Origin of the sequence: Paenibacillus aestuarii (assembly GCF_027789125.1) — a bacterium.
GTDB classification, from domain to species: Bacteria; Bacillota; Bacilli; order Paenibacillales; family NBRC-103111; genus Paenibacillus_E; species Paenibacillus_E aestuarii.
Genome location: NZ_JAQFVF010000019.1, coordinates 35,155 through 60,128, shown reverse-complemented (window position 1 = coordinate 60,128; position 24,974 = coordinate 35,155). Strand labels below are relative to the sequence as shown.

At 51.4% G+C, this 24,974-nt stretch carries 22 protein-coding genes; 19 read left to right on the top strand and 3 right to left on the bottom strand.

Annotation, left to right across the window (positions count from 1 at the left end; all coding sequences use genetic code 11):
* Positions 1-9: 9 nt before the first annotated feature.
* The 4 genes from O9139_RS05255 (at position 10) to O9139_RS05240 (ending at position 3,267) form a co-directional block, all read left to right on the top strand.
* Positions 10-1,158: a cysteine desulfurase family protein gene (locus O9139_RS05255; RefSeq protein ID WP_270878475.1), complete on the top strand. Its 1,149-nt coding sequence runs from the start codon at positions 10-12 to the stop codon at positions 1,156-1,158.
* A 28-nt stretch (positions 1,159-1,186) separates the two neighbouring features.
* Complete coding sequence (locus O9139_RS05250; RefSeq protein ID WP_270878400.1) at positions 1,187-1,708, top strand: PRC-barrel domain-containing protein; 522 nt, start codon at positions 1,187-1,189, stop codon at positions 1,706-1,708.
* Positions 1,709-1,718: 10 nt separating this feature from the next.
* Positions 1,719-1,922, top strand: a complete 204-nt coding sequence (locus O9139_RS05245) for a hypothetical protein (RefSeq protein ID WP_270878399.1) — start codon at positions 1,719-1,721, stop codon at positions 1,920-1,922.
* A 274-nt stretch (positions 1,923-2,196) separates the two neighbouring features.
* On the top strand, positions 2,197-3,267 hold the full coding sequence (locus O9139_RS05240) for an AI-2E family transporter (RefSeq protein WP_270878398.1): 1,071 nt from the start codon (positions 2,197-2,199) through the stop codon (positions 3,265-3,267).
* A gap of 227 nt (positions 3,268-3,494) precedes the next feature.
* Here the strand turns inward: O9139_RS05240 and O9139_RS05235 are convergent, their stop codons facing one another.
* Complete coding sequence (locus O9139_RS05235; protein ID WP_270878397.1) at positions 3,495-3,716, bottom strand: DUF3951 domain-containing protein; 222 nt, start codon at positions 3,714-3,716, stop codon at positions 3,495-3,497.
* On the opposite strand from O9139_RS05235, the gene O9139_RS05230 reads away from it, so the two are divergent.
* From O9139_RS05230 to O9139_RS05165, 14 genes are all read left to right on the top strand, one after another.
* Positions 3,715-3,849: a hypothetical protein gene (locus O9139_RS05230; RefSeq protein WP_270878396.1), complete on the top strand. Its 135-nt coding sequence runs from the start codon at positions 3,715-3,717 to the stop codon at positions 3,847-3,849. The two genes, O9139_RS05235 and O9139_RS05230, sit on opposite strands and share 2 nt — an antisense overlap.
* 343 nt (positions 3,850-4,192) lie before the next feature.
* The gene (gene alaS / locus O9139_RS05225; RefSeq protein ID WP_270878395.1) at positions 4,193-6,820 is read left to right on the top strand and encodes an alanine--tRNA ligase; all 2,628 of its coding nucleotides are present in this window, start codon (positions 4,193-4,195) and stop codon (positions 6,818-6,820) included.
* Positions 6,821-6,954: 134 nt separating this feature from the next.
* A complete protein-coding gene (locus O9139_RS05220; RefSeq protein WP_134753304.1) occupies positions 6,955-7,215 on the top strand; it encodes an IreB family regulatory phosphoprotein in 261 nt (86 codons plus the stop codon).
* 18 nt (positions 7,216-7,233) lie between these two features.
* A complete protein-coding gene (gene ruvX, locus O9139_RS05215) occupies positions 7,234-7,650 on the top strand; it encodes a Holliday junction resolvase RuvX (protein WP_270878394.1) in 417 nt (138 codons plus the stop codon).
* A 5-nt stretch (positions 7,651-7,655) separates the two neighbouring features.
* On the top strand, positions 7,656-7,964 hold the full coding sequence (locus tag O9139_RS05210; protein WP_270878393.1) for a DUF1292 domain-containing protein: 309 nt from the start codon (positions 7,656-7,658) through the stop codon (positions 7,962-7,964).
* The gene (locus O9139_RS05205; protein ID WP_270878392.1) at positions 7,961-8,257 is read left to right on the top strand and encodes a DUF1292 domain-containing protein; all 297 of its coding nucleotides are present in this window, start codon (positions 7,961-7,963) and stop codon (positions 8,255-8,257) included. Before O9139_RS05210 ends, O9139_RS05205 begins: the two co-directional genes overlap by 4 nt.
* An 83-nt stretch (positions 8,258-8,340) precedes the next feature.
* Positions 8,341-9,438, top strand: coding sequence for an endolytic transglycosylase MltG (mltG, locus tag O9139_RS05200; RefSeq protein WP_333742458.1), 1,098 nt, complete (start codon positions 8,341-8,343; stop codon positions 9,436-9,438).
* A 42-nt stretch (positions 9,439-9,480) separates the two neighbouring features.
* Complete coding sequence (locus tag O9139_RS05195) at positions 9,481-10,410, top strand: peptidase U32 family protein (protein WP_270878391.1); 930 nt, start codon at positions 9,481-9,483, stop codon at positions 10,408-10,410.
* Positions 10,411-10,431: 21 nt separating this feature from the next.
* Positions 10,432-11,715: a peptidase U32 family protein gene (locus O9139_RS05190; protein ID WP_270878390.1), complete on the top strand. Its 1,284-nt coding sequence runs from the start codon at positions 10,432-10,434 to the stop codon at positions 11,713-11,715.
* A gap of 192 nt (positions 11,716-11,907) precedes the next feature.
* Positions 11,908-14,073, top strand: coding sequence for a methyl-accepting chemotaxis protein (locus O9139_RS05185; protein ID WP_270878389.1), 2,166 nt, complete (start codon positions 11,908-11,910; stop codon positions 14,071-14,073).
* A 160-nt stretch (positions 14,074-14,233) separates the two neighbouring features.
* Positions 14,234-16,060, top strand: a complete 1,827-nt coding sequence (locus O9139_RS05180) for a peptidoglycan D,D-transpeptidase FtsI family protein (RefSeq protein WP_270878473.1) — start codon at positions 14,234-14,236, stop codon at positions 16,058-16,060.
* Positions 16,061-16,155: 95 nt separating this feature from the next.
* Positions 16,156-17,226 (top strand): response regulator, encoded by a 1,071-nt coding sequence (locus tag O9139_RS05175; protein ID WP_270878388.1) that lies wholly within the window; start codon positions 16,156-16,158, stop codon positions 17,224-17,226.
* Positions 17,223-18,281 carry a hypothetical protein gene (locus tag O9139_RS05170; RefSeq protein ID WP_270878387.1) on the top strand — a complete coding sequence of 353 codons (1,059 nt, stop codon included), beginning with the start codon at positions 17,223-17,225 and terminating at the stop codon, positions 18,279-18,281. Before O9139_RS05175 ends, O9139_RS05170 begins: the two co-directional genes overlap by 4 nt.
* Before the next feature lie 29 nt (positions 18,282-18,310).
* Complete coding sequence (locus tag O9139_RS05165; RefSeq protein WP_377523629.1) at positions 18,311-19,756, top strand: glycosyltransferase family 2 protein; 1,446 nt, start codon at positions 18,311-18,313, stop codon at positions 19,754-19,756.
* A gap of 48 nt (positions 19,757-19,804) precedes the next feature.
* On the opposite strand, the gene O9139_RS05160 is transcribed toward O9139_RS05165, so the two are convergent.
* Positions 19,805-23,074, bottom strand: a complete 3,270-nt coding sequence (locus tag O9139_RS05160; protein WP_270878386.1) for a hypothetical protein — start codon at positions 23,072-23,074, stop codon at positions 19,805-19,807.
* Positions 23,075-23,176: 102 nt separating this feature from the next.
* Here O9139_RS05160 and O9139_RS05155 point away from each other — a divergent pair, with 102 nt between their 5' ends.
* Entirely contained in the window at positions 23,177-24,001 is an 825-nt protein-coding gene (locus O9139_RS05155; protein ID WP_270878385.1) for a lipoate--protein ligase family protein, read from the top strand.
* A gap of 101 nt (positions 24,002-24,102) precedes the next feature.
* Here O9139_RS05155 and O9139_RS05150 read toward each other — a convergent pair whose 3' ends face one another.
* Positions 24,103-24,831, bottom strand: coding sequence for an alpha/beta hydrolase (locus O9139_RS05150; RefSeq protein WP_270878384.1), 729 nt, complete (start codon positions 24,829-24,831; stop codon positions 24,103-24,105).
* Between the last annotated feature and the right edge of the window lie 143 nt (positions 24,832-24,974).

Here is a 24,974-nt window from a genome sequence, read left to right as displayed (position 1 = left end):
AGGTGAATGATGAATCCCATCTATTTTGATCACGCGGCAACTACGCCGGTACATCCCGAAGTCGTGGAAGCGATGCTTCCTTACTATACAGGTTTTTTCGGCAATCCGTCGAGCACGCATAGCTTTGGCCGCACGACCCGAACGGCGCTGAACCGGTTCCGGGATTCGATGGCGCGGTCTCTGTCCTGTCCGCCCGCCCAGCTTATTTATACAAGCGGCGGAACGGAAAGCAACAACATGGCTATCTTCGGGACGGTTCATGCGAATAAAGAAGGCAAGAAGCATATTATTACGACTCAGATCGAGCATCACGCCGTCTTGCATCCGTGCGAGCGGCTGGAGAGCCTCGGTTACGAAGTGACATACCTGCCAGTAGGTCAGACCGGTCTTATTCAATTGGAAGATGTGGAGGCTGCCATTCGTCCCGACACAGCCCTCATCTCAGTTATGTATGTCAATAACGAAGTGGGTACGATACAGCCTATTGAGCAGATCGGACATTTGGCGCGCAGCCATAACATTCCTTTTCACGTAGATGCCGTACAGGCATTAGGCAAATTGCCTTTGAATTTAAGCGAGCTGCCTATTGATTTGCTGAGCATCTCCGCCCACAAAATCAACGGCCCCAAAGGTGTAGGGGCATTGTATGTAGCCAAACATATGATGCTGACTCCTTACATGTTCGGCGGGGCTCAAGAAAGAAAGCGCAGAGCCGGCACAGAAAATGTGGCGGGTATTGCTGGTTTTGCCAAAGCTGTCGAAATTTGCGTACCAAATTTGCTAAATATGCAACCTGAGATTGCCGAATTACGTCAATTGATGATAGACACTTTAGATCAGCATTTAGGCTGGGATGGCTTTGTGGTGAACGGTCACAAGGAACAGCACGTCCCTAACATTTTGAACATCAGTTTCCCGGGCGTTTCCACAGAAACGCTGCTGATGAATCTGGATTTGGAAGGAATTGCTGCAGCCAGCGGTTCAGCTTGCACATCAGGCTCGCTGGAAGTTTCGCATGTGCTCCAAGCGATGCATCTACCAGAAAATGTCACAAACTCCGCGGTTCGATTTAGCTTTGGAATGGGGAATTCTAAAGAACAAATTGAATCAGCTGCCCACAAACTTGCAACTATTGTCAAGCGATTACGTACTAAATAGTACCGGGTGGTTCTAGGAGGGATTGACGTTGCGCAAGGCGCACGATCTCATCGGACTTCCCGTCATTACGGTTGAATCCGGTAAGCAAGTAGGCCAAGTCAAGGATTTGTTGCTAGACGCGACATGGCACATTCAAGGGATCGCCCTGGAGACCAAGCATTGGTTCTCTTCCCTTCGGTACATACCGTGGGAGGAGATCGTGGCGGCCGGGAGCGATGCCGTTACTATACCGAACGACAGTGTCATTCGAGAGCCGGAACAAGCTGAAGGCTTGTATGCTCTGCTGGAAGGAAGCCAGAAGATCAAAGGTTTGCCAGTGGTCACGGTAGGCGGTCAACAGCTAGGCATGGTAGAAGATGTTTATTTAGAGCAAGAATGGGGAAAACAAATAGTAGGCTATGAATTGTCCGAGGGGTTTATCTCTGATTTAAAAGAGGGACGAAGATGGTTGCCCATGCCGGAATCGGCGACCAAAGGGGAAGATGCCATTATCGTGCCTGTACATTGTACTCAGGATCTGGAAGAGCTCTTCGTATCCAAAGAAGAATAGGGTGAGTAACATGATGCGTTGTCCAAATTGCAATTCCAAAGATATCGGGAAAATCGGTTCCCATCAATTTTACTGCTGGGGCTGCTTTATCGAGCTAAGTGTCAACGGAGATAAAATGTCCGTGTATCAAGTGGAGGAAGACGGAACGCTGAGTTCGCTTGATGATTTATTTTTTGAGGAAGAAATTCCTCAGGCTCAACTGCACGCCAATTAATCACATCGACAGAACGCCATGCTCAAGCGCTTGTTTACAAGCGTTGTGGGTATGGCTTTTTTTTGTGCAAATAGTGCCAGGCCAGCCCCATGCGCTCCAGTCCGAGTTAGCACACTTATTGCCGAACGCTATGGGATTTTCATCATAGCTTGTGACCCAGTCGAGGGTCATGAAAGTTTTGTGAGATAAGGCAGATTCATGCTCTGCGGGTTAATTTCCACTGGTTGTACATATACTGAAAGTGCAAGAGTCTGCCAACAACCAGGGGGAACTGATGGAAAGCTTATGGAAAAATAAATGGTTCGTCATGCTTGTCTATACGCTGCTTGGCCTACTTACCTTATATATGCTGCTGCAGATCAAACCGATCTTGCTTGCCGTGTTCCGCTTCTTGGAAGCAATTCTTACGCCTTTCTTCATTGCGGTCATTATCTCGTACATCTTGAACCCGATCGTCAATATTCTCAATCATCGCAAAGTGCCTAGAACGATCGCGGTTTTGCTGATTTATAGCGTATTCATCTCCTCATTGGTCGTCATCGTCATGAATATGACGCCGATGTTTATTTCTCAATTCGCTGAGCTGAATGAGCATATGCCAGAGATGGCGATGCACGCGCAGTCGATTGTCGACGGCTTCAATCAGAATCAACTGCTGCCCGACAGTGTGCGGAGCGGCATTAACAACTCGCTGGCGCGGCTGGAAAATTCAGTCTCCCTGGCGGTCTCCAATTATGTGAGTCAAATTGGCAATACGATCAACATGCTGTTCATTGCTTTCATCGTGCCGTTCGTGGCCTTTTATATGCTGAAAGATTTTCAGCTTATGGAGAAAACCGCACTGGCCGTCGTCCCGCGGGCGCACCGCCAAAAAATCGTCAAGCTGCTGATCGATATCGATACGGCGCTTGGCAACTATATCCGCGGGCAGCTGCTTGTCTGCGTGATCGTCGGCGTTCTGGCCTACCTCGGGTACTGGCTGATCGGGATGCCGTATCCGCTTCTCCTGGCCAGCGTCGTTACGATTTTTAACATCATCCCTTATCTGGGACCTTTCTTCGGCGCTGCGCCGGCGATTATTATGGCGTCTACAGTCTCGTTGAAAATGGTGCTCTTCGTCGCGATGATCAACTTGGCCGTGCAAATCCTCGAAGGAAACGTGATTTCTCCGCAGGTTGTCGGCAGGACGCTGCATATGCATCCGTTGGTCATTATCTTTGCGCTGCTGGTCGGGGGGGAAGTTGCCGGCATCGTCGGTCTGATTCTGGCTGTGCCGTTCTTTGCCGTGATGAAAGTCATTATACAGCACGTCTTCTTGTACTATGTGCGTCGTCCGACAACATAAGAACATGCACAAAACCCCTCTTGGCCATGACTTGCGGGATCATGGTCAGAGGGGTTCTGCACGAGGGTTTGAGGATATGAAAGGAGTGGACAATACGTAAACTTTCGTAAGAAAGATACGGAAAAAGTTGTGTTACATGTGCTTTTTTTCATGGCGATAATGAAAATCATTATCACTAAAATTATTATAACTCTAATGAGAATCATTGTCAACTAGCCCGTTATTTTTTATGTACGCGATCCTTTCTTCGGCTCCCCTTCGCTGTCATCCTCATTTTTCTCCTCCTTGTGCTCCTGAAACTCGATCTTCGCCTGACCGGTTATATAATCGAAAGGATTGTAGCGGCTGTCCGGAATTTCTTTTTTAACGATCGTTTTGGCCATAATATAGATCATCAAGAAGAAGACGGGGCCAATTAGCGACAAGAGCAGCAGTGACGAGAAGTCCATGGGTGGGGCAGCCTCCTGGCACGAATATTTGTATATACTTACGTTCTCCTATTTGTCAGGTTTCATGAATGAAACGCCACAAATCGCCAAAGTCGAGGAACGGCGCGAAGTGCCAGATGTTGACACGAGCTAATCGGAAAGTTATAATTTGCCTATCTATGACTAATGTCTAAAAACGTTGATGAAACTTAAGTAAGCCATAGTCCATCGTCAGAGAGAAGGCTCCTTGAGGCAGCACAGCGCTGTTTCACGGCTGAAAGAGCCTTTCGGTGCTAGGATGGCTGAACGCTCGTTTCGGAGTGTGGATGAACTTCACCGGTTGGACCCGTTACAGCTCCGCACAAGGAGATTGCGTGTGCACGTTCAATGACCGGATATGCAGACCCAATAACCAGGGTGGTACCGCGATGATTCGTCCCTGTCTATATAGCAGGGGCGTTTTTTGTGTTAGACAAACAATACGGAGGTCGTGAATCATGAAAGCTAGTGAAATCCGTTCCAAATGGCTGCAGTTTTTTGCAAGTAAAGGACATAAAGTGGAGCCAAGCGCTTCGCTCGTGCCGCACAACGATCCTTCTTTGCTGTGGATCAATGCCGGGATCGCGCCATTGAAACCATACCTTGACGGTCGTCAAATCCCGGAAAATCCGCGGATTACGAACGCGCAGAAGTGTATTCGTACGAACGATATCGAGAACGTCGGCAAGACGCGCCGTCATCACACCTTCTTCGAGATGTTGGGTAACTTCTCCATCGGCGATTATTTCAAGAAGGAGGTTATTCCTTGGGCATGGGAATTCCTGACAAGTCCGGAGTGGATCGGGTTTGATGGGAATCGGATCTCCGTTACTGTCCATGAAGAGGACGAAGAAGCTTACGAGATTTGGAACAAACAGATCGGCATCCCGGCTGAACGCATTTACCGCCTGAAGGAAGATAACTTCTGGGATATCGGCGAGGGCCCATGCGGACCTTGTACGGAAATTTTTTATGACCGCGGCGACAAATACGGTGATTTGTCCGATCCGGAATGCTGGCCTGGCGGGGAGAACGAGCGCTTCCTGGAAGTATGGAACCTCGTATTCACCCAGTTCAACCACAACAAGGACGGCAGCTACACGCCGCTTCCGAATAAGAACATCGATACAGGCGCTGGACTGGAGCGTTTTGCTTCAATCTTACAGGACGTGGACTCCAACTTTGATACGGATCTGTTCAGACCGATTATCGATAAAACTTGTGAGCTGGTCGGCGTCACTTACCATGTGAACGATGACCATGACGTTGCGCTCAAAGTCATTGCTGACCATATCCGCACAGTCGTGTTCTCTGTTGGCGATGGCGTACTGCCATCCAACGAAGGCCGCGGCTATGTCATCCGCCGTTTGCTGCGCCGCGCTGTACGCTACGGCAAAGTGCTCGGCATGGATAAGCCGTTCCTTTACAAGCTGGTACCTACCGTTGGCGAGATCATGGGCGTCTACTACACGGAAGTCGTAGACAAAGCGGAATTTATCGAGAAGGTCATTCGTACGGAGGAAGAGCGTTTCCATGAGACGCTTAGCGACGGACTGAACATTTTGGCCGAGATGGTCGAGAAATCCCGTCAGGCTGGCAGCAGCCAAATCAGCGGGCCGGACGCGTTCAAGCTGTATGACACGTATGGCTTCCCGTTTGACTTGACGGAAGACTTTGCTGCAGAGAAAGGCATGACCGTTGATCGCGAAGGCTTCGATGCTTCCATGCAGGAGCAGCGTGACCGCGCGAGAGCGGCTAGACAAGATGATGCCGGCATGAAGGTGCAGGGCGGACCGTTCGCGGACTTTACGGTTAAAAGCGAATTTGTTGGTTATAATGAATTGGTAGTTACTGCTAAAATTGAAGCGATCGTTCATGAAAATGAATTCGTCGATATCGTAGGTGTCGGCGAGACTTGTCAGGTTGTCTTGGACCGTACCCCGTTCTATGCAGAGAGCGGCGGCCAAGTGAGCGACCTGGGGACGATCACGAACGGTCAAGTGACGTTAAAAGTCGAAGATGTCAGCAAAGCCCCTCACGGCCAGCACGTCCACAAGGTTGTTGTGGAATCAGGCGTACTGCGCAAAGGGGATACGGTCGAGGCCGCGGTTGCCGCGCCGGAACGCAGCGACATCATCAAGAACCATACGGCGACTCACCTGCTGCACAAAGCGCTCAAGGAAGTGCTCGGTACGCATGTCAACCAAGCGGGATCGCTGGTTGAGCCTGATCGCCTGCGCTTTGACTTCTCGCATTTCGGCAGCATCACCGCTGAAGAATTGCAAGATGTTGAACAGCGTGTAAACCGCCAGATCTGGAACAACATTCAAGTCGATATTTCGCTCAAGCCGATTGCTGAAGCGAAAGCGATGGGCGCAATGGCCCTGTTCGGCGAGAAATATGGCGACATTGTGCGCGTCGTGCAAGTCGGCGACTATAGCCTAGAGCTTTGCGGCGGCTGCCACGTTCAGAATACAGGCCAAATCGGACTTTTCAAAATTGTCAGCGAGTCTGGCATCGGCTCCGGCGTCCGCCGGATCGAAGCGGTATCCGGCCGCAGCGCTTACGAGTTCCTCGACCAGCAGCTGCAGCTGTTGAAAGAAGCAGCAGGCATGCTGAAGTCCAACGTGCAGGACGTGCCGAAGCGTTTGGAAAGCACACTGCAGCAGATGAAAGAGCTGTCCCGCGAGAACGAATCGCTGCGCGGCAAGCTTAGCCGCATCGAAGCGGGCTCCTTGCAGGATCAAGTCAAGCAAGTTGGCGGCGTCAATGTGCTTGCGGCTCAAGTGAATGCCGGGGACATGGATTCCCTGCGCAACATTGTCGACGAGATGAAAGTGAAGCTGGGCTCCGCCATCATCGTGCTCGGAGCGCCTGCTGACGACAAGGTGAACCTGGTTGCAGCTGTAACGGCGGATCTGGTTAGCAAAGGCTTCCATGCCGGTAAAATCATTAAAGAAGTAGCCCTGCAATGCGGCGGCAGCGGCGGCGGGCGTCCGGATATGGCGCAAGCCGGCGGTAAAGATGCATCGAAGCTTCAAGCAGCGCTCGCTAGTGTAGAAGGGCTTGTTTCTCAGTTAGCTTAGCAATTGCAGAAATATTTTCCACAATGGCTTCTTCTGGACAGGAATTTTTGAAGCCGTAGAGAATATATCACAGTATACATGAATGGATTTACAGTTTGTTAACAGAAGGTTCAAGCGAAAGTGGGGTGCTCCTGATGAGTTCTATGGATAAAACAATGAAGTTCAACGTGAAGGCCGAAGAGATTGAGACATCGCCGAAGGAAGTATTGTTAGCGGTATACGATGCGCTCCAGGAAAAGGGGTACAATCCGATCAATCAGATCGTAGGCTACTTGCTTTCCGGAGATCCTGCGTATATTCCACGGCATAACAATGCGCGCAGTCTGATTCGAAAGCGCGAGCGGGACGAACTGATTGAGGAGCTCGTACGTTCTTATCTGGGCCAGCACAAATAGAGGGAAAAGAGAATCGCCATGAGATGGATGGGCTTGGATTATGGGGACCGCACAATCGGCGTCGCCTTAAGCGATGAGCTGGGGTGGACCGCACAAGGGCTGGAAGTCATCCAGCGGCGCAAGCCTGAGCAGGATCTAGAGCGCTTGGAAGCGATTGTGAAGCAATATGAGGTTGCTGTCATTGTTGTCGGCTTACCCAAGAATATGAATAATACGATCGGCCCCCGCGGCGAATTAGCGATCGCATTTTCTCAGGAATTAGAACAAAAGTTAAATGTTCCAGTACACTTGTGGGATGAGCGTCTGACGACGGTAGCTGCGACACGCACGCTGCTGGAGGCGGATGTGAGCCGGAAGAAACGGAAGACGGTCATTGATAAAATGGCCGCTCAGCTCATCCTGCAAGGGTATATGGATGCTAATATGAAGAGGTGACGAACATGTCCAAAGAAGAATTGCGTGAAGAAGAGCCCGAAATTATTTACATCCCGGACGAAGACGGCAACGAAGAAGAGTTCGAGGTCATCATGAAATTCGAAGTGGACGGTTCCGATAAGAAGTACATGATGGTCGTTCCGCTCGATGCTGATGACGAAGAGACCGATGAAGTGTACGCATTCCGTTATGAAGAGGATGAAGACGGCGAAGACCTGAAGCTCTTCACGATCGAAGACGAAGAAGAGTGGAACATCGTGGAAGAAACGTTCAACACTTTAATGGCGGAGTACGAAGAGGACGAAGAAGCATGAGTGTAACACTGACAGACGTGTTGCGGAATGCTTACGGGGATGATATCATTTTATCTGATGAGCAAAGTGATTCAACGGTCTACCGTCTTTTGAAAGAATTCGTTTTCGAAGGCAAAACTTACGCTGTGCTGCAATCTGAAGAGCTCAAGAAGGAAGATGAGGTTGAGATTTTCCGAGTGGTTCAAGATGCGGAAGGCACGTATGAGCTGGAAACGATCGATGATGATGACGAGTGGGAAACCGTGTCGGAGCTCTACGACGAAATGGTGTTTCCGGCGCAGGATGATTTGTAAGCAGCAACTACCCGAGCGGAGCGCATCCGCTCTTTTTTCATTTTGGGCAAGTAGAGAGGGGATTATTGGTTACTGTGGATGATATGTGGGATCAATCAGGCGGAATGGAGCAGCCCAGAAGACATCGACGCAAAATCGTCCTGATCATTGTCGGCTTCCTGCTGCTGCTGATCGTCGGGATCGTAAGCGGCGTAGGCCTTTACTTGGCCAGCGCACTTCAGCCGATGCCGGCTTCTGATCAGGAAGTCCGCGTTACGATTCCTCCTGGCGCAGGGTCGGTTGCAATCGCCAAGGAGCTCGAAGCCAAAGGACTGATTAAGAACTCATCGATTTTTATGTACTATTTGAAGGTGAAGAAGCAGGGCTCCCATTTCCAAGCGGGCGAGTACAGTATGAAGTCGGGAATGACGTTCGATCAATTGATCGATAAGATGAACAGCGGTGACATCGTCAAGGAAGAAGTGATTCGCGTCACCATACCGGAAGGGTTCACGATTCAGCAGATCGCAGGGAAGCTGGAGGAGCAGACCCCATGGAAAGCTGATGCGTTCCTCAAGCAAGCGGAGGACACGGCGCCATTCAAGGAATCTGTGTTAAGCACGCTGCCGGATGATAAGAATATCAAGCACAAGCTGGAAGGCTATCTATTCCCGGAAACCTATGAATTCAAAAAAGATTCGACCGTCGAAGAGTTTATCGACCGTTCCTTGCAGCAATTGGATAAGGAGCTGTCTGCGCTGCCTGCCGATTGGAAGGATAAGCTGAAGGAGAGAGGGCTAACCGTTCATCAAATGCTGACGATCGCCTCGCTCATTGAACGCGAAGTCGTTGTGGATGAGGAGCGCGCGACGGTATCCAGCGTGATAGACAACCGCTTGAAGAAGAAGATGCCGCTGCAGATTGATGCGACGATTCAATACTTGTTGGATAAGCCGAAAGAGCGGCTGTTGGAAAAAGATTTGCAAATCCAGAGTCCGTACAATACGTATTTGAACGCAGGCCTGCCGCCAGGACCGATTGCCAGCCCGAGCTTCGCGTCCATCCAAGCGGCGATCTATCCGAAAGATACGAAATATTTGTTCTACGTAACGAAGAAAGACGGCTCGAAAGGGCATTTATTTGCAGAAACTTTTGAAGAACATAAGAAGAACATTGCCGAGAGCAAGAAGGCTGCGCAGTGATGGTGTGCATCAGAGCATAAGGATAGAAGGAAGGGTCAATCATTGAAAAAACCAGAGTTAGTTGTCAGCTGCGGCTCCTTGGATGAGCTCAAGCGTTTGATTGAAGCGGGAGCAGATGCGGTTATCGTCGGAGAAGAGCGCTTCGGTCTTCGACTGCCGGGCAACGTCATGCTAGACGAGATTCAGCTTGGCGTGGTGTGGGCGCATGAGCGGAATGCCAAGATATACGTGGCCGTTAACAATATTTTTGATAATCATAGCTTGGCAGCATTGACTGATTATCTCAAACAGCTGCAGCAATTCGGCGTGGATGGGGTTATTTTTGGCGATCCGGCGGTACTTATGGCTGCTCGGGAACTGCCGGGTCCACTCAAGCTGCATTGGAACGCGGAAATGACTTCGACGAATTATGCGACTGCCAATTATTGGGGACAGCATGGTGCGAAACGGGTCGTTTTGGCGCGGGAGCTGAACATGGAGCAGGTGCTTAGCTTCAAGCAGCATTGCCAATTGGAAGTGGAAGTCCAAGTTCATGGGATTACGAATATTTATCACTCCAAACGCGAGCTCGTAAAGAACTATATCGAGCATCAGGGCAAAACCGCCTCCAGCGAGGACCGTTCCATGGAGCGCGGGCTGTTTCTCATCGAGCATGAGCGCCGGGATCAACGTTATCCGGTATATGAAGATCGTAACGGAACGCATATTATGAGCTCGGAAGATATTTGCATGCTGGAAAATTTGCCGGAATTGATGGACGGCGAGGTGGACAGCCTGAAAATTGAAGGCCTACTCAAATCCGAGGCTTATAATGAGACGGTTGTCCGCAGCTACCGTGCGGCGATCGACGCGTATGCGGCTGATCCGGAAGGTTACGAATTCAACCAGGAATGGCTGGACGCCATTGCCGCACTGCAAGATCCGGATCGGGAGCTATCGTTCGGCTTTTTCTATAAAGAACAGGTGTATTAAGGAAAGAAGGTGTCCATTCACATGACGACAGCAGTAGAAGCAAGAGCGCGAGGCAAAAGAGTGCGTCTGGATAAGCCGGAATTGTTGGCTCCGGCCGGCAGCCTGGAGAAGCTCAAATTTGCCATCCACTACGGGGCCGATGCTGTGTATATCGGCGGCCAGAAGTATGGCTTGCGCTCCAACGCGGATAATTTTTCACTGGAAGAGATGCGTGAAGGTGTAGAGTTTGCGAACCAATATGGGGCTAAAGTGTTTGTTGCGACCAACATTTATGCCCATAATGAAGATATCGAAGGCTTGGAAGAGTACTTGAAAGGCTTGCAGGATGTTGGGATTTCGGCGATTATTGCGGCCGATCCGATCATTATGATGACGGCGCGCAAGGTGGCGCCGAAGCTGGAAGTGCATCTCAGTACGCAGCAATCGACGATGAACTGGCAAACGGTGAAGTTCTGGAAAGAGCAAGGCATCGAGCGGGTCGTGCTAGCGCGTGAAGCGAGCATGAGGGAGATCGACGAGATCAAACAGCACGTGCACGTGGAGATCGAAGCGTTCATTCATGGCGCGATGTGCAGTTCCTATTCGGGGCGCTGCGTGCTGTCCAACCATTTCACAGATCGGGACTCGAACCGCGGAGGCTGCTCGCAGGCATGCCGCTGGAAATACGATCTGTTCGCCAAGGATCAGCTGGATGACGCACCGTTGGCTACGGATCTGCCGCTGTTCAGCGATGATGATGATGCCTTCACCATGGGCTCGAAGGATCTCAGCATGATCGAGCACATTCCGGAGATGATCGAATCGGGCGTCGACAGCTTCAAGATCGAAGGCCGCATGAAGAGCATCCACTATGTGGCCACAGTTGTTAATGCGTACCGTCAGGCGATCGACGCTTATTTCGAAGATCCGGAGCGCTATGAGTTGAACCCGCTCTGGCAGGATGAAATTCATAAAGCGGCGAATCGTCCGCTGAATACAGGCTTTTTCTATGAGGCCCCTGGTCATGAAGATCATATTTTTGAACCGGAGGATAAAGCGATCGGTTTTGATTTTGTAGGACTTGTCATGGATTATGACGCGTCGACAGGGATGGCGACCATTCAGCAGCGCAACTATTTCAAGCCTGGGCAAGAGGTTGAATTCTTCGGGCCGCAAGGAACAAATTTCAAGCAACAAGTTGAAACGATTTGGAACGAGCAAGGGGAGCAGCTGAATGCGGCAAGGCATCCGCTGCAAATTGTGAAGATGAAAACGGAGCGCCCTGTAAAAAAATGGGATATGCTTCGCAAAAAAACAGGTCGTTAGTTCTATGGAAGCTTTCTCCAACGTGCGCTATATTGGAGAAAGTTTCCTTATTTTTTGCTAAAAATTTTAACAATAAAAAAAGGAAATTGTAAAAATGTGTCGAAATTGTATCCAGAAAGTAATGAAACCCTTTTCAATTAGTCCTAAAGACTAGTGCTGGCTTCAAGAAGAAACTAATGGTGGTGAAGGAAGATGAAAGTAGGATTTCAAAAGAAAATCAAAAATTTGCTAGGGACTTTTCGAAAAGGAAAGGTGGGGAATGTTGCACTAAAAGCTGGACAAGCCTCAAAAGATTTCGGTGCAGCCGCGTTCAAGGAAGCGAGGCAGGTGAAGCTCCAGAACCCGGTGAAATCGGTTGGCATGAAGCTGTTCCTGATGTTTTTTGTCAGTATTCTGTTTTTTGTCTTAATTGTGGGAGCGATTTCATACTCGATTTCCAAGAATGTCATTAAAGATAAGGTTGCTGCATCCAGTCTTCAGACGGTCACACAGGCAGGCAAGAAACTTGATTTCATGTATCAAACATTCGATGATTTAACATTGCAAATTATGCTGAATAAAGATTTGCAAGATCTGTTGGAGAAAGTTCCTACGTTGGATCCATCCTCCTATGAAGCCCTTGATATGGTTCGAACTTTGACCGATAAATTGAATGTTATTACTTTTTCAAACAAAGCAATTAAAACGCTTCATCTATACCGTCCCGACGGGAAACTGATCGTGCTTACAGGCAGCGGCGGCAACAGCTTCACGGATAATGCCAGCAGCAGCGATTGGTTTAAGGAAGTTGTCGATGGCGGCGGCAAAGTGGCATGGTTGGATAGTAAGCTGAAAGGGTACTCCAGCAATTCCGCGAATACGTTCGCAGTCGGCCGTGTGATGAGAAATACGTTGACGAACTCGACGACAGCCGTTCTGGTTGTAGAGATCAGCACGGATGTGTTGTCGAAGGAGATTGCCGGCGTATCGTTGGGTGAAGGCAGCGATGTCGTTATCACCACAGAAAGCAATAAAATTAATGCAGCCATGGATTTCAACAATCTAGAAAAAGACGCCGCGATTCAACTGACTAAGGATCAGTTGGAAGCAGGTAACGGTTCTTTTACAACCAGCAATGATCATCTTGTATCTTACTATAAGTCTCCGGTATCCGGTTGGAATTTGGTCGGGGACATTCCTGTCAGTGTTCTGGTGCAGGATGCGAAGAAAATTTACAACTATACGCTGTTAATCGCTCTGTTTGCGGCAATTGCAGCCGTGCTGATCGGCTTGTTCGTAGCCCGGATGATTGGGCGTCCGCTGATCAACCTGCGCAATCTCATGCAGCAAGGCGCACAAGGCAAGCTGACGGTTCGCGCCAATTACCAATCGAAGGATGAGATCGGGCAGCTTGGCGCCAGCTTCGATGTGATGATGCAGCAAATCACAACGTTGGTGCAGCAGACGAGCGCTTCGGCCCAACAAGTATTCGAAACGGCGGCGGAGCTGACGAATTCGTCCAAAGTGACGGCGACCGCGGCCCGCGAAATCGCTGTAGCGACAGACGAAATCTCCAACGGTGCCGGCGGCTTGGCGACGGAATCTGAGCGTGGGAATGAGCTGACACATCATATCGGGCTGCAGATGAAGAACGTCATCGAAGCGAATCTGGAGATGGGCACAGCAGCAGCTGATGTACAAAGCTCCAGTGAGCAAGGGACGAAGTATATGGCCGAGTTAATCGGCAAAACGAATCTGACGGAAGAAATGATCCGCTCGATGGTGGAGAAGGTAGATAACCTGAAAGATTCCACACGTTCGATTCGCAAAATTCTTGATCTGTTAAATAATATGACGAAGCAGACGAACATCTTGTCACTGAACGCAACGATCGAAGCAGCACGCGCCGGCGCAGCCGGAAAAGGCTTCATGGTCGTCGCCGATGAAATCCGCAAGCTGGCGGATCAGTCCAAGCAATCAATCGATGTCGTCGGGCAAATTACCGAAACGATTCAAAAAGAGATTGATGAAACGGTTGTTGTCCTCTCGAATGCGAAGCCGATCTTCCAGGAACAAATCCAAGCGGTGAAAGAAGCGGATATGATCTTCAATCAAGTGACGAACCATATGGGCGGCTTCATTCAGCAGTTGAGTACGGTGAGCGATTCCATCAGCACGCTGGAACAGTCGCAGGTTGTCCTCTCGGATGCGATGACAAATGTCAGCGCTGTAGCGGAAGAATCGTTGGCAACTTCCCAGCAGGTGGCATCGCTCAGTGCGGAGCAGCTGAGTATCAGCAACGGCTTAGTGAAATTGTCGGACAAGCTGGATCAACTGTCCCAATCGCTGAACGATACACTGTCGAAATTTGAAATTTAGAGTTGTACATAACGTTCGTAAGCTTACCTTCCCTTTGGGGGGTAAGCTTTTTTTATTTTCTTTTCAAAGTAAAAAGTTTGTCGAGCCGGGGGGATGACTATACTTGATAAAAAGCAGTCATGATGTAGGTGTAGCAGGGGGATTGAAGGTCTTGAGGGCGATGAAAGCGGGAAATTTAACCGCGCGTGAAAAACGGAGAATGTTCATTATTTTGCTCATGATGATGGTATTGTTTATCGGCATTATCGGGAAGCTGTTCTGGATTCAGCTGATTGCTTCGGAGAGCTATACGTCCAGAGGCGTCAATCTGGTGAAAAATTCGGTGCTGCAGCGGCAGAAAGCCCTGGTGCTGGACAGCGGACGCGGGGATATCGTGGATCGCCATATGCAGTTATTGACAGGCAGCACGATAAAAGCGCTAGTCGTGTTTCCTATTCACGAGAATGGCCCTAAGAAGATGGCTCCCATCGACCAGTTGGCCCGCATTTTACGAGTTAGCTCGGCGAGCTGGCTGGCTTTCGTGAACCAATTGAAAGATCCGGGCGTGTGGGGGACTTCCGGGGGCGGCAGGCCTGTGGCGCTCACCGAGCAGCAGGTTCAGCAAATCAATCAATTGAAGCTGCCAAATGTCAAGGTTGTGGATTTGGAGGACCGCTACCCGGCAAGTATGAATGCTCGGCAGTTAGTCGGGTTTATTGGGCAAAATCCGGAACGGGTGATGCAGCTGTACAGCTCTGATCTGGAGCGGGGAAAGCTGACACTTAGCAGCAAGATCGGCGGTTCGGGGCTGGAGAAGACGTTCGACCAGTGGTTGCGCGGCGTCGGGGAGACGTCGATCTCCTATTTCACAGACGCGGCGAAGCAGCCGCTCCCTGGCCTGGATGCGCGAATGATCGCGCCGGACAATGGGTTTTACCCTGTGAAGTTGGTCACGACGCTGGATCTGGGTGTGCAAAAGCAGATTGAGCAGTTGATGGACAAGCTGCAAATTCGCGAAGGGGCGGCTGTGGTGCAGAATGCGGCCAATGGTGACATTGTGGCTATGGCAAGCCGGCCCAACTATGATCAGACGCAGGTGAATCTGAGCAGCAACAGCTGGAGCAATTATGCGCTGAAAGCGGCGGCGCCTGGGTCGATTTTCAAAACGGTCGTTGCCGCTGCGGCGCTGGATGAGAAAGTCGTCGATCCGCGGGAAACGTTCGATTGCGAAGGGGCGCTCGGCAAGTATGGTTTTACCTGCTGGTTGAAGACAGGTCATGGGCCGCTCACGTTGGAGGAAGGCTATGCGCAATCATGCAACATCGTCTTTGCCAAGGTGATGCAGCGCTTAACTGCCGCGCAATTAGAAAGCTACGCGCACAAGCTGGGCGTGCTGGATGAAGTCGGCTGGTCAGGGACCACGGATACCAAAGAGATCGTTCATCAATTCGACGCTGAGGATCACGGGCAGTTGTTTGCTGCGGGCACGCCGCACGATGATGAAGGGGTCCTGATGCAGACGGCGATTGGGCAGCGCGACGTCATGATGACACCGCTGCAGGCGTCGAATATGGTCGTGACGCTACTGCATGACGGAAAAGGCTTTGCGCCGAGAGTGGTGCAAGAGATTCGTTACAAGACGGACCGCGTGATGGAGACTTTTCCGGTCAAGCAGCTCACCGACACGAAGCAGGGCGTTAGTGCCGCGACAAGCCATACCTTGCTCCGCTGGATGCAGGAAGTGGTCACGGACGGCACAGGCCAGGGCCTCAAAGGCGCGTCATGGAAGCTCGCCGGCAAGTCGGGGACAGCCCAAATCAAGCTCGGCGACAGCCAAAAAATCAATCAATGGTTTATCGGATACGGACCCGTGCAATCACCTCAGTATGCGGTTTCCGTCGTGATCAAACAAGTTGACCCGACCGAGAGCAACAAAGCGATTCCTTTGTTCAAAGGGATCATGGATATTTTAGCAGCGGATGCGAAGGATCATGCGGCAGCTTTTTAAACATAATTGGCAATCTCTGATGAATACTTGATGTATATATAGTGTGTTACAATAATGTATATATCAATCGTATATAAAAAAAGGTGGAGATCAGCATGAAAAAGCATGAAAGCTTGCTGCTCCAACAAGTGGAAGACGTTTGGAATACTTGGCGTAAGCAAGGCCACGTGAAGCAAGAAGATCTGTACAGCTTTCTTCAATCGATAAGGGACAGCGTACCGGTGATAGATCGTGGTGAACTCGAAAGTATAGCCTACGAGCTGCTGGAGCTGGGGCCCTTTGACAAGCTGACGGGCTTGTATGATCGTACTTTTTTGCTAGGCGCTTTGGAACGATATATCACTGAAGCGCGTGCCGCAGGACAGTCATGTGTGCTGGCTGCTTTTGATGTGGCAGGGTTTGACGTTTACCAGCAGCAGCGGGGCAGTAAAGCCGGCGATGATTTGGTGCAGAGGCTTTCGGCTATTGTTAAAAAGAAGATCAAGGAGCAAGGTCTCGCGGTTCGCGATTTGGCTGACCGCTTCTATGTTCTGTTCCCTCTGGCCGGGCTGGATGAGGCGCGGCGCTGCATGGAGGAGCTGCGCCTTACAGCGATGGAGATGATGTCCTGTAGGCTGACGGTCATTATGTTAGAAGCGGATCAAGCCCCAGATCATTTTACAACTGAGCTGATTCTTAAAACAGCAGAGACAAGCCTAACCCAAGCCAAAGCTTCGGGAAGCGGGGGCTTGCGTCTGATTGATTTGGCTTCTCGGGAGACGCTGAGGGTTCGCATCGCTGTCATCGACGATGATCCGCTAATGCGCAGCATGCTGGAGAGACAGCTGTCCGATTTGGTTGGCGGTCAGGATCAAGTGGATGTGGAAGTGCGGAGCTTTTTCGATGGGGAGCATTTTTTTCAGGAAGGCTGGTTCGTCAATGATGGGCCTATGATTGTGCTGCTCGATCAAATGATGCCGAGGATGAACGGGATGGAAGTGCTGTCCCGCCTTCGCGAGCAGGAAGACAGCAGCCGTTATTGGGTGATGGTAATGACGGGCTCCGGGCATGAAGATGAAATCGTAGAAGCGCTGGAAGCAGGCGCTGATGACTACTTCATGAAACCATTTTCACTCGATGTGCTGAAAGCGCGCATTCGCCGTTACATTAAAGGGTTGATGATATGACCGGCAAAACGTTGTATACCCTCTTGGTTGGCGTCGTCCTATTCGGGCTTCTGGCTAGCTTGTATCTTGTGCTGCTTGTCCGCAAGCTGCGGGCCAAAGCATATGCCGCCAGACGTGAGCATTGGATTCAAGATATGAATCAGCCGGACTCCCCCTTGGCACGATTTTTGGCGGGCGAGGATGAGGACGTCCGGTTGATCCCGCGGCAGCGGATGCATGTCGAGGCGCTTGAAGACATCTTCAGCCATCGGCTTAAGCTGCTCTGCTCGGCGAAGGAGAGGGAGCGGATCGCGCTGTTCGCTGGCCAGCATTTCACGGACTTGTATCGCCAAAGTTTGCGGAAAAGCCGCTGGAGCATGCGGATGAATACGCTGCTCTACATTGAAATGTTCCGGATGACGAACATGAAGAATGATTTGCTGGGTCATTTGGCGCGCCCGACCTGTACACCGCAGGAGCGGTTCACCATCTATCGCATAATGAGCGTTTTTCACGATGAAATCGTTCACGAATTGCTGCTGGAGAACCCAGGGCTGCCGCCTTCTTTGTACCGGCAAATGCTATATCCGCTGCCGCTGGCGATGCTCGAAAGATACATCCGCCATTTTGAGCAAACCCCGCCATGGCTGCAGCCGCATGTGCTGGATGTCCTTAGGGTCAGGAATGAGCGTACGGCTGCTCTGCTAGAGCTGCTTGAAAAGCTGCTGGAGGCGAACGCCGCGGAGCTTAGAATCCGCGCTTTGAAGGGACTGGCTGCATTCGGCGATATGTCGCAGGATACGGTCAACCAGCTGCTGGCGGACATGAGTGTATGGCAAAAGCGCGACTGGCCCGAGCGGCTCATGCTCGTCAGGCTGATGGGCAGCATCCGCGAACCCGGTTTTCTCCCCTATCTGGATTATTTTATCGGGGATGGGACCTATCTTGTCCGATCAGAGGCAGCCACTTCTATCGCCCAATATCGAGGCGGCAAAGAGCATCTGCATTGGCTAGCCCTGCATCATACAGATCGCTTCGCGCGGGAGATGGCTGAAGAGAGGAGGGGACCGCATTGAATGGAGGCTTGCAGCCGCTAATTTATCAATTGGTGTCCTGGTTAACACAAGGACTGATCTTTTATGTGGTGGCGGTTACCGCCTTTTATTTCGTTTTATTTGTGATTGCGGCGAGACAACTGCGGAAAGAGTCCGGCCTGCAGCTGATTCAATATGAGGATGTGCTCCATTCGACTTTCACACCGCCTCTGTCCATTCTCGTGCCTGCGTTTAATGAAGAAACAGGCATTGTAGCGAGCACGCGCTCCCTGTTGAGCATTCATTATCAGGAGTTTGAAGTGATCGTGATCAACGACGGTTCGACCGATCAGACGAGAGATGTCATGATTAATGAATTCGCCATGGTTGAGCTAAAAGGCAAAGTGCAATGGAGCGGGCTGCAGCAGCCGACTCAACCGGTAAAAGGTATTTATCGGTCCATGAGGCATCCGAATTTGTTCTTTATTGACAAAGAAAACGGCGGTAAGTCTGACGCGCTCAATGTCGGCATTAATTTTTCGAAATATCCTTATTTTGTCTCTCTGGACGGGGATTCGGTGCTGGATATGGATGCATTGATCAAAGTGATGAAGCCGATTGTCGAGGCTCGTCCCGGTGAGGAAATTATCGCGACGGGCGGCAGCGTGGGTATCGCCAACGGCAGTCAGATCTCAAGCGGACATCTGGCCGCAGGCGCCGTCGCGTTATCGAGAAACCGCATCGTGGTGATGCAAGTTATCGAGTATTTGCGGGCTTTTCTGATGGGGCGCATGGGCCTCAGCAAATACAATTTGCTGTTGATCGTTTCCGGCGCGTTCGGTGTGTTCAAGAAAAGCTGGGTCATCGAAGCAGGCGGTTACGAAGTCAACACGGTCGGCGAGGATATGGAGCTGGTGGTGCGCCTTCACCGTCTTGTCAAGGAGAAAAAAAGCAAAGCCCGCATCGTCTATATTTCCGACCCGGTGTGCTGGACGGAAGTACCCGAGAATCTGAAAGTGCTGCACCGGCAGCGGACGAGATGGCATCGGGGTTTATTTGAAAGCTTGTGGAAGCATAAGAAAATGTTTCTGAATCCGCGCTACGGCACCATTGGACTTATTTCCATTCCTTATTTTGTGCTGATTGAACTGCTTGGCCCAGTCGTGGAGCTTTTGGGTTACTTATGCATCCTTGTCGGTTATTTCCTGGATGTCGTCAATGTGCAGTATGCGATCATTTTGTCGATTGTCATGCTGCTGTATGGATCGCTGCTGTCGATGGGCGCCGTTCTGCTGGAAGAATGGGGCTTGCACAAATACAGCCGGCTGTCCGATATGTCGCGGCTATTCCTGTTTGCGCTGTCCGAGGCGTTCTGGTACAGGCCGTTGATGACGCTGTGGCGCTTCGAGGGCTTCCTTCAAGCGTTAAGCGGCAAACGCGCAGACTGGGGCGAAATGACGCGTAAATCCGGTATTATGGGCGTGAAGCCGCCTAATAATCCGCCTGTTGCGAAGTAGGGCGGATTGGCGGGCGCTGGCCGAGCTTGAAAAAGGACCCTGACACCATCATTTTGTGGTGTTGGGGTCCAATTTATGCTTAGGCTGCTTCAATTCGCCATACAGGCGCTGAAGGATGTCAAAGCCGAGTTTTCGGCGCTCATGGTAGACGGGCTCATTCCAATTGCTCCAGTCGTAAAAGAGCGGGGCCACCGCTTGGGAAGGACCCGTGCTTCCGATATAAGGCATGATGCGGATGCCCTTACTAGGCACAGCTACGATCGCTCCAGCATGAAAAGGGTAATCCCAGACCAAATGACTGCTGGGATCCGTGTAGCCGAGCAGCATCCAAGGAATGCGAACTTCCAGTATTTGGTTGCTTACATACCAGTCCGCGAGTGTGTTGAAATTCGCAGCCGCAGGATCACTGATGCCTTTGCGCATAACCCCGACCTCATACTCCTCAAACGGCATATGCACGCGGCTCTGCGGGAGATAGAGCGGCTTATTCAGCGCCAACCGCCAAGGCAGAAAAATGCCATTTTCCGCACGGAGGTACTCGGGTTTGAGCGGGCGGGGCAGCATTTTTTTGATGGCACCGTAAAGCCAGGTGTGCTGATCGTAGGCACTATTGATGAGCATCCGGGAATCAGCCTCCCCACGCAGGGTCAACAAGGTCTCGATGCCTTCCGAAAAGGTAAAGCCGGGCGCAACGTCGGCTGTATGCGAGCCTCCCCCCAGCGTATCAAAACCAATTGTCACCGGTTCATGCTCCAGATCCCAAGCGCCTTGCTTTTTCTCCAGCAGCAAATAAACATTTGAAGCATCATGGGCGGCTGTCACATCAAAAGCGTCATAGGCAGCGTGGAGTTTTATGTTGCGGTGGCTCCAATCATCCGTTTTGCCGTCCACCTTGATCGTGTCGTACAGCGATTGGCCAGGCTCTACGGCGATGATGCCGAAATTTTCCTCATTGGTTAACCGGTTATGCCACATAGCGCGGCGTTCCTCCGGAATCTCGTAATCGATCGTATTCCACGTGAACTTGAACCACTCATCCTGCCATTCAAAAAGGATTGCTCCATCGTAATGCTCGTCGTATATGCTGCGAATCATGTCAGCGTCCATTGTTCCCTGCTCTTGTTCCGTATGCATGCCCTGATTCCGGCCGGCCGAGCCGTAATGGGCGATGCCACGGGAGCTGGGCACGCCGAATTCGGCAATCAGCAGCGGGATGCCGGGATGGCATTGGCGCAGGTCATGCAAATAACCTGCGTACGGATTCATCTGGCCGCGCGCATCGCGGTAGGTCTGGTAGCTCGCTTGGAAGCGCAGGAAATCCGGGTAATACGGATAGGCGTGATAGGAAGCGAAGTAGCCAGATGACCATCCCGCCTTCGGCAGGATATGCATCGCATCGACGGTGACGAGATCCTCTTGCGGCAGCGGTTCATTCGGATGACGGAGCGGGTCCGTCGTCAGCCAGTTCGTGAATGAAATCGGGTGTTGCCACCCGTATTTCATTTCCTGTATAGCGGCCGTGTCGAGCATGCCGGCCAGCCAGCTTTCAAAAGGCGAGGCTTCGGCAGCAGCCTCGAAATAAGTCCCGGCATACGGACGTGTGCCGGGATGATGGTCATTGGTAGCCTTGACAGCGTAAGGGTACCATTCGGTGCCGATGATCCAGCCGAGCAGCCAGCGGGATACATCGGTTTTGTACGCGCCGCCAGCATGGCCCGGCCCTGAAGGCAGCGTAACATCGCCGTGAATGACTTTCACGGCATTGATGATTTCGCTGCGGAACGTATCGCTGATGTCCGTACGATACGCATCGTTTCCTTCGCGCTGCTTCCCGATCAACTCCTCCTCGGGTGTCCACACCCCTTGAAGGAGCATCAGCGGGTCTTTACGATTTTGATTAAACGCATCCAGCGCTTCGTAAAAATCAGGCGGCAATATCGTATACACCCGCACGACATTCACGTTCATCTGCTTCATTTGCGGGAACCAGCGCAAGTAATCGTCCTTGCTCGTCGCCAGCTCACCGGGATAATGGCCAGGCCTCGTCGCCCCAAAGTTAATCCCGTTCCAAAAACGGGGCTGCCACGACGTACCATCAAAGACGGCAAGATGACCGTTCTGGGTCATAGATACTTGTTTGACGCCGTTCGCGTCATGGATGGCGACCAGCGGGCCTGTTACTACTCCGGCTACCGAAGATGCGTTCGCTGCAGCGGGTGCGGGTTCTATTGTGATATTATGTAAGATTTGTTTCATTAAAGGTACGTATATCTGCCAATAAAAAGCGTCCGTATCTCCTGCGGCAACGGGTGTGAACCAGGTTTTCAGCCACTCGATCCCCCACATGCCCCAGCGCGAAGGAATGGCTTCATTGTTAGAAAAGTCTCCGGCAAAATAATAGCTCGTATACGGGTCGGCATGTTTGCGGTAAACGGCGGGAAAATCCGCTGGCAAGCCTTGCGCTTTCAATTTGGCCAAGCCGTCGGGCGTAGCGTCGATATGATAATTGGCCAGCACGTCAGTGCCCGCTGCGGCGTGGCCATATTCGAACCAGCTGAAATATGCGGAGCTTTTTGCACCAAACTCAGTTCGATAGTCAGGGCTATAGGCGAAAGTAACGAGCTTCTTGCCAATGTCTTTGCCTTGCTCGAGCACGATGACGCGATTATCGTCCGAGATCAGTACGAGCCCAGGCCCTTGGAAGTCCCAGGAACGTTGTTCATTCGCTTCGTAGGCGGCAATGGCGCCTTTGGGCACGTCAGCGCTGCTTGATAAGTCAGTGTAATAGCGGCCTGTCCAGCCCAGCCAATCCACACCAAGCGCTTGTTCCATCTGATTGCGGATGGCAGGTTGTGTTGGCGCGCCAAGAGAGTTGAACTCGGCAATAAGTGTAGTCCCTCGGCTAATATGTGTCAGGATGGGATTCATATCTTCCGCACGCAAGCCGCTTGCGCTTGAATAACTGCTTCCGCCTCCATATGTATCCGCCACATAAATCAGATTCGGTGAAGGGGTGTCGACCTGCTGAGGAAACGGACGGACTTGAGTGCCGTTGCTGGCATCGCGGACTACCCCGTAATTGTCAGTATGATAGTCAAAAGGGCGGGATGTGTCGGCGTTAATGATTTTGTCATGATTCAGTGTCCACATGACACCTTTATGCTCACGTGCACTTTCCGGTGTTTTGTCCAATATCCATACATGAAGCGGATGGGAAGGGAGGCACAGCCAAATGAGAAACGGCAGGACGATGATGAGCGTGATAGCCACAAGAATGAAAAACCACGTCTGGCGAAACAGATGTCCTGCTTTTTTCATCGGAATTCCCTCCTTTCGGTCGTTCATTCATTGCGAGGCTTGTCCTTATCGGATACAATTCTAGGGATAGAATGGAATTAAGATTTCGGGAGATGGAATAGAGTGACGCACAATCAACTGCCTGCAAATATGGCGATCTTAAACCGGCTTCATGATCCGGAGCCGCACGATATATTATACGCATTTGCGCTTGAAGAACTCTTATGCCGGGCAATGGGCCAAGGCATGCCGCCGATTCTTCATCTATGGAGGCATCCCCGGGCGTTTGTGATGGGGCTCAGGGACAGCAGGCTGCCCTTGGCTGGGGCTGCGGAGCGCTGGCTGCGGGAACAGGGGTATGACACGGCTGTGCGCAACTCGGGCGGAGCGGCTGTTCCGTTGGATTTGAATGTGGTGAACGTATCGCTACTGCTGCCAAAAACGCCGGGGGATATTGAGCATCGGAAAGATTTTGAGACCATGGTGGCCTTAATCCGGGAGGTTATGCTCAATTTAACGAGCCGGATTGATCAAGGTGAGGTGATCGGCTCATTTTGCCCGGGAGAGTTCGACTTGAGTATTGACGGACGCAAGTTTTGCGGCATTGCGCAGCGGCGTCAGCAGCATGCGATCTCTGTGCAAGCTTTTGTCATCGTCGCTGGAGCGGGTGAGGAGAAGGGGGCGCTTGCGCGGGAGTTTTATACGCGGGCTGCGGGTTCTGCGGCTGCAGAAGATTATCCGCATGTGGCGCCGGGGAGCATGGCAAGCTTGGCCGAGTGCTTGCGGCAGCCTCTATCGGCGGAGCAGTTTGCCCAGCAGGTACTCGCGATTATGCGGAGCAGGGGGAGCCGCGAATGGGATGGCAGCGAGCTGCCGGGGTATCCGAACCGTGCGTCGATCACCGCGATGATTGAGCTGATGAAGCAGCGTTACGGGATAAAAGCGTGAGAGTCGTAGTCAGTCACGAAGTGGGGTTTGCGCAGCAAATAGCGGAAGGGAGACTTCCGCTATTTGGTCTATATTGAGCTCGCGAAGAGCCCCCGCGCCACTCACCCCAAAAAATACGTCAAAGCAGCGTCCAATTCCCCCTGCCAGAACCCCCAAATATGCTTGCCGGGCTTCTCGAGGTAAAGAAGCCCGGCTTTTTTGCGTTCCAGGACCGCTTTGGTTTCGCGGTTTTCTCTAACAAAGTCAAACGTGCCGCGCTCGGTTGTGACATCCGTTTCATCCATTCCGATGAGCATGTACATTTCCAGCCAGGACAGGTCGTCCTCCCGTTCCAGACGCGAGCGTGTCAAGTCGAAAAATGCCCCGGACAAGGATATTACACGGCAAAAAAGGCTACGATAATCTAAGGCGAGATGCAGGGAAACCGTGCCTCCCAAAGAGTCTCCCGCCAATATGCGCTCCGTGCGGTCACTGCGCACCGGGTACTTGCCCTCGATGTACGGGAGCAGCTCTTCCGCGAAGAAGCGGCAATAAGTGTCGTGGCGTTCGCCTTCGGGGGCATACTCCGAAGTGCGGGTCAACACATCAACATCGACACCAACCACGATGGCAGGCTCAAGGCCCTCATCGAGAATGCAGCGGGTCAATGTGGTGGCTATGCGCCCGAAATTGAAAAACTGCTCCCCGTCCTGGCAGTAGATCACCGGATAAGAAAGCAGCTCGTTATAGCCCGGCGGGAGGTAGATGCGCAGGGTGCGGATCTCACCCAGATGGGAGGAGGCAAGCTCATCCTTCACGATCGTTCTTTTGTAGTAGCGAGAGTCGTCCATTTGGAAAAATCCTCCTTAAAAAGGTGAGGTGTATTATAGCAGTTTATTAACTTGTTATTAACTGTATTATATATTTTCAGGAACTGTACTATACAAAAAGGCGAAAAGACCTTAGATTCTTAAGGGAAACTGGTGTACAATTC

Bases quoted from the DNA above. Each gene is read 5' to 3' on its own strand.
- O9139_RS05180 (WP_270878473.1), top strand. From the start codon at position 14,234: ATGAAAGCGGGAAATTTAACCGCGCGTGAAAAACGGAGAATGTTCATT.
- alaS (WP_270878395.1), top strand. From the start codon at position 4,193: ATGAAAGCTAGTGAAATCCGTTCCAAATGGCTGCAGTTTTTTGCAAGT.
- O9139_RS05230 (WP_270878396.1), top strand. From the start codon at position 3,715: ATGGGTGGGGCAGCCTCCTGGCACGAATATTTGTATATACTTACGTTC.
- O9139_RS05160 (WP_270878386.1), bottom strand. From the start codon at position 23,074: ATGAAAAAAGCAGGACATCTGTTTCGCCAGACGTGGTTTTTCATTCTT.
- O9139_RS05170 (WP_270878387.1), top strand. From the start codon at position 17,223: ATGACCGGCAAAACGTTGTATACCCTCTTGGTTGGCGTCGTCCTATTC.
- mltG (WP_333742458.1), top strand. From the start codon at position 8,341: ATGTGGGATCAATCAGGCGGAATGGAGCAGCCCAGAAGACATCGACGC.
- O9139_RS05235 (WP_270878397.1), bottom strand. From the start codon at position 3,716: ATGGACTTCTCGTCACTGCTGCTCTTGTCGCTAATTGGCCCCGTCTTC.
- O9139_RS05220 (WP_134753304.1), top strand. From the start codon at position 6,955: ATGAGTTCTATGGATAAAACAATGAAGTTCAACGTGAAGGCCGAAGAG.
- O9139_RS05255 (WP_270878475.1), top strand. From the start codon at position 10: ATGAATCCCATCTATTTTGATCACGCGGCAACTACGCCGGTACATCCC.
- O9139_RS05175 (WP_270878388.1), top strand. From the start codon at position 16,156: ATGAAAAAGCATGAAAGCTTGCTGCTCCAACAAGTGGAAGACGTTTGG.
- O9139_RS05240 (WP_270878398.1), top strand. From the start codon at position 2,197: ATGGAAAGCTTATGGAAAAATAAATGGTTCGTCATGCTTGTCTATACG.
- O9139_RS05205 (WP_270878392.1), top strand. From the start codon at position 7,961: ATGAGTGTAACACTGACAGACGTGTTGCGGAATGCTTACGGGGATGAT.
- O9139_RS05210 (WP_270878393.1), top strand. From the start codon at position 7,656: ATGTCCAAAGAAGAATTGCGTGAAGAAGAGCCCGAAATTATTTACATC.
- O9139_RS05150 (WP_270878384.1), bottom strand. From the start codon at position 24,831: ATGGACGACTCTCGCTACTACAAAAGAACGATCGTGAAGGATGAGCTT.
- O9139_RS05190 (WP_270878390.1), top strand. From the start codon at position 10,432: ATGACGACAGCAGTAGAAGCAAGAGCGCGAGGCAAAAGAGTGCGTCTG.
- ruvX (WP_270878394.1), top strand. From the start codon at position 7,234: ATGAGATGGATGGGCTTGGATTATGGGGACCGCACAATCGGCGTCGCC.
- O9139_RS05185 (WP_270878389.1), top strand. From the start codon at position 11,908: ATGAAAGTAGGATTTCAAAAGAAAATCAAAAATTTGCTAGGGACTTTT.
- O9139_RS05245 (WP_270878399.1), top strand. From the start codon at position 1,719: ATGATGCGTTGTCCAAATTGCAATTCCAAAGATATCGGGAAAATCGGT.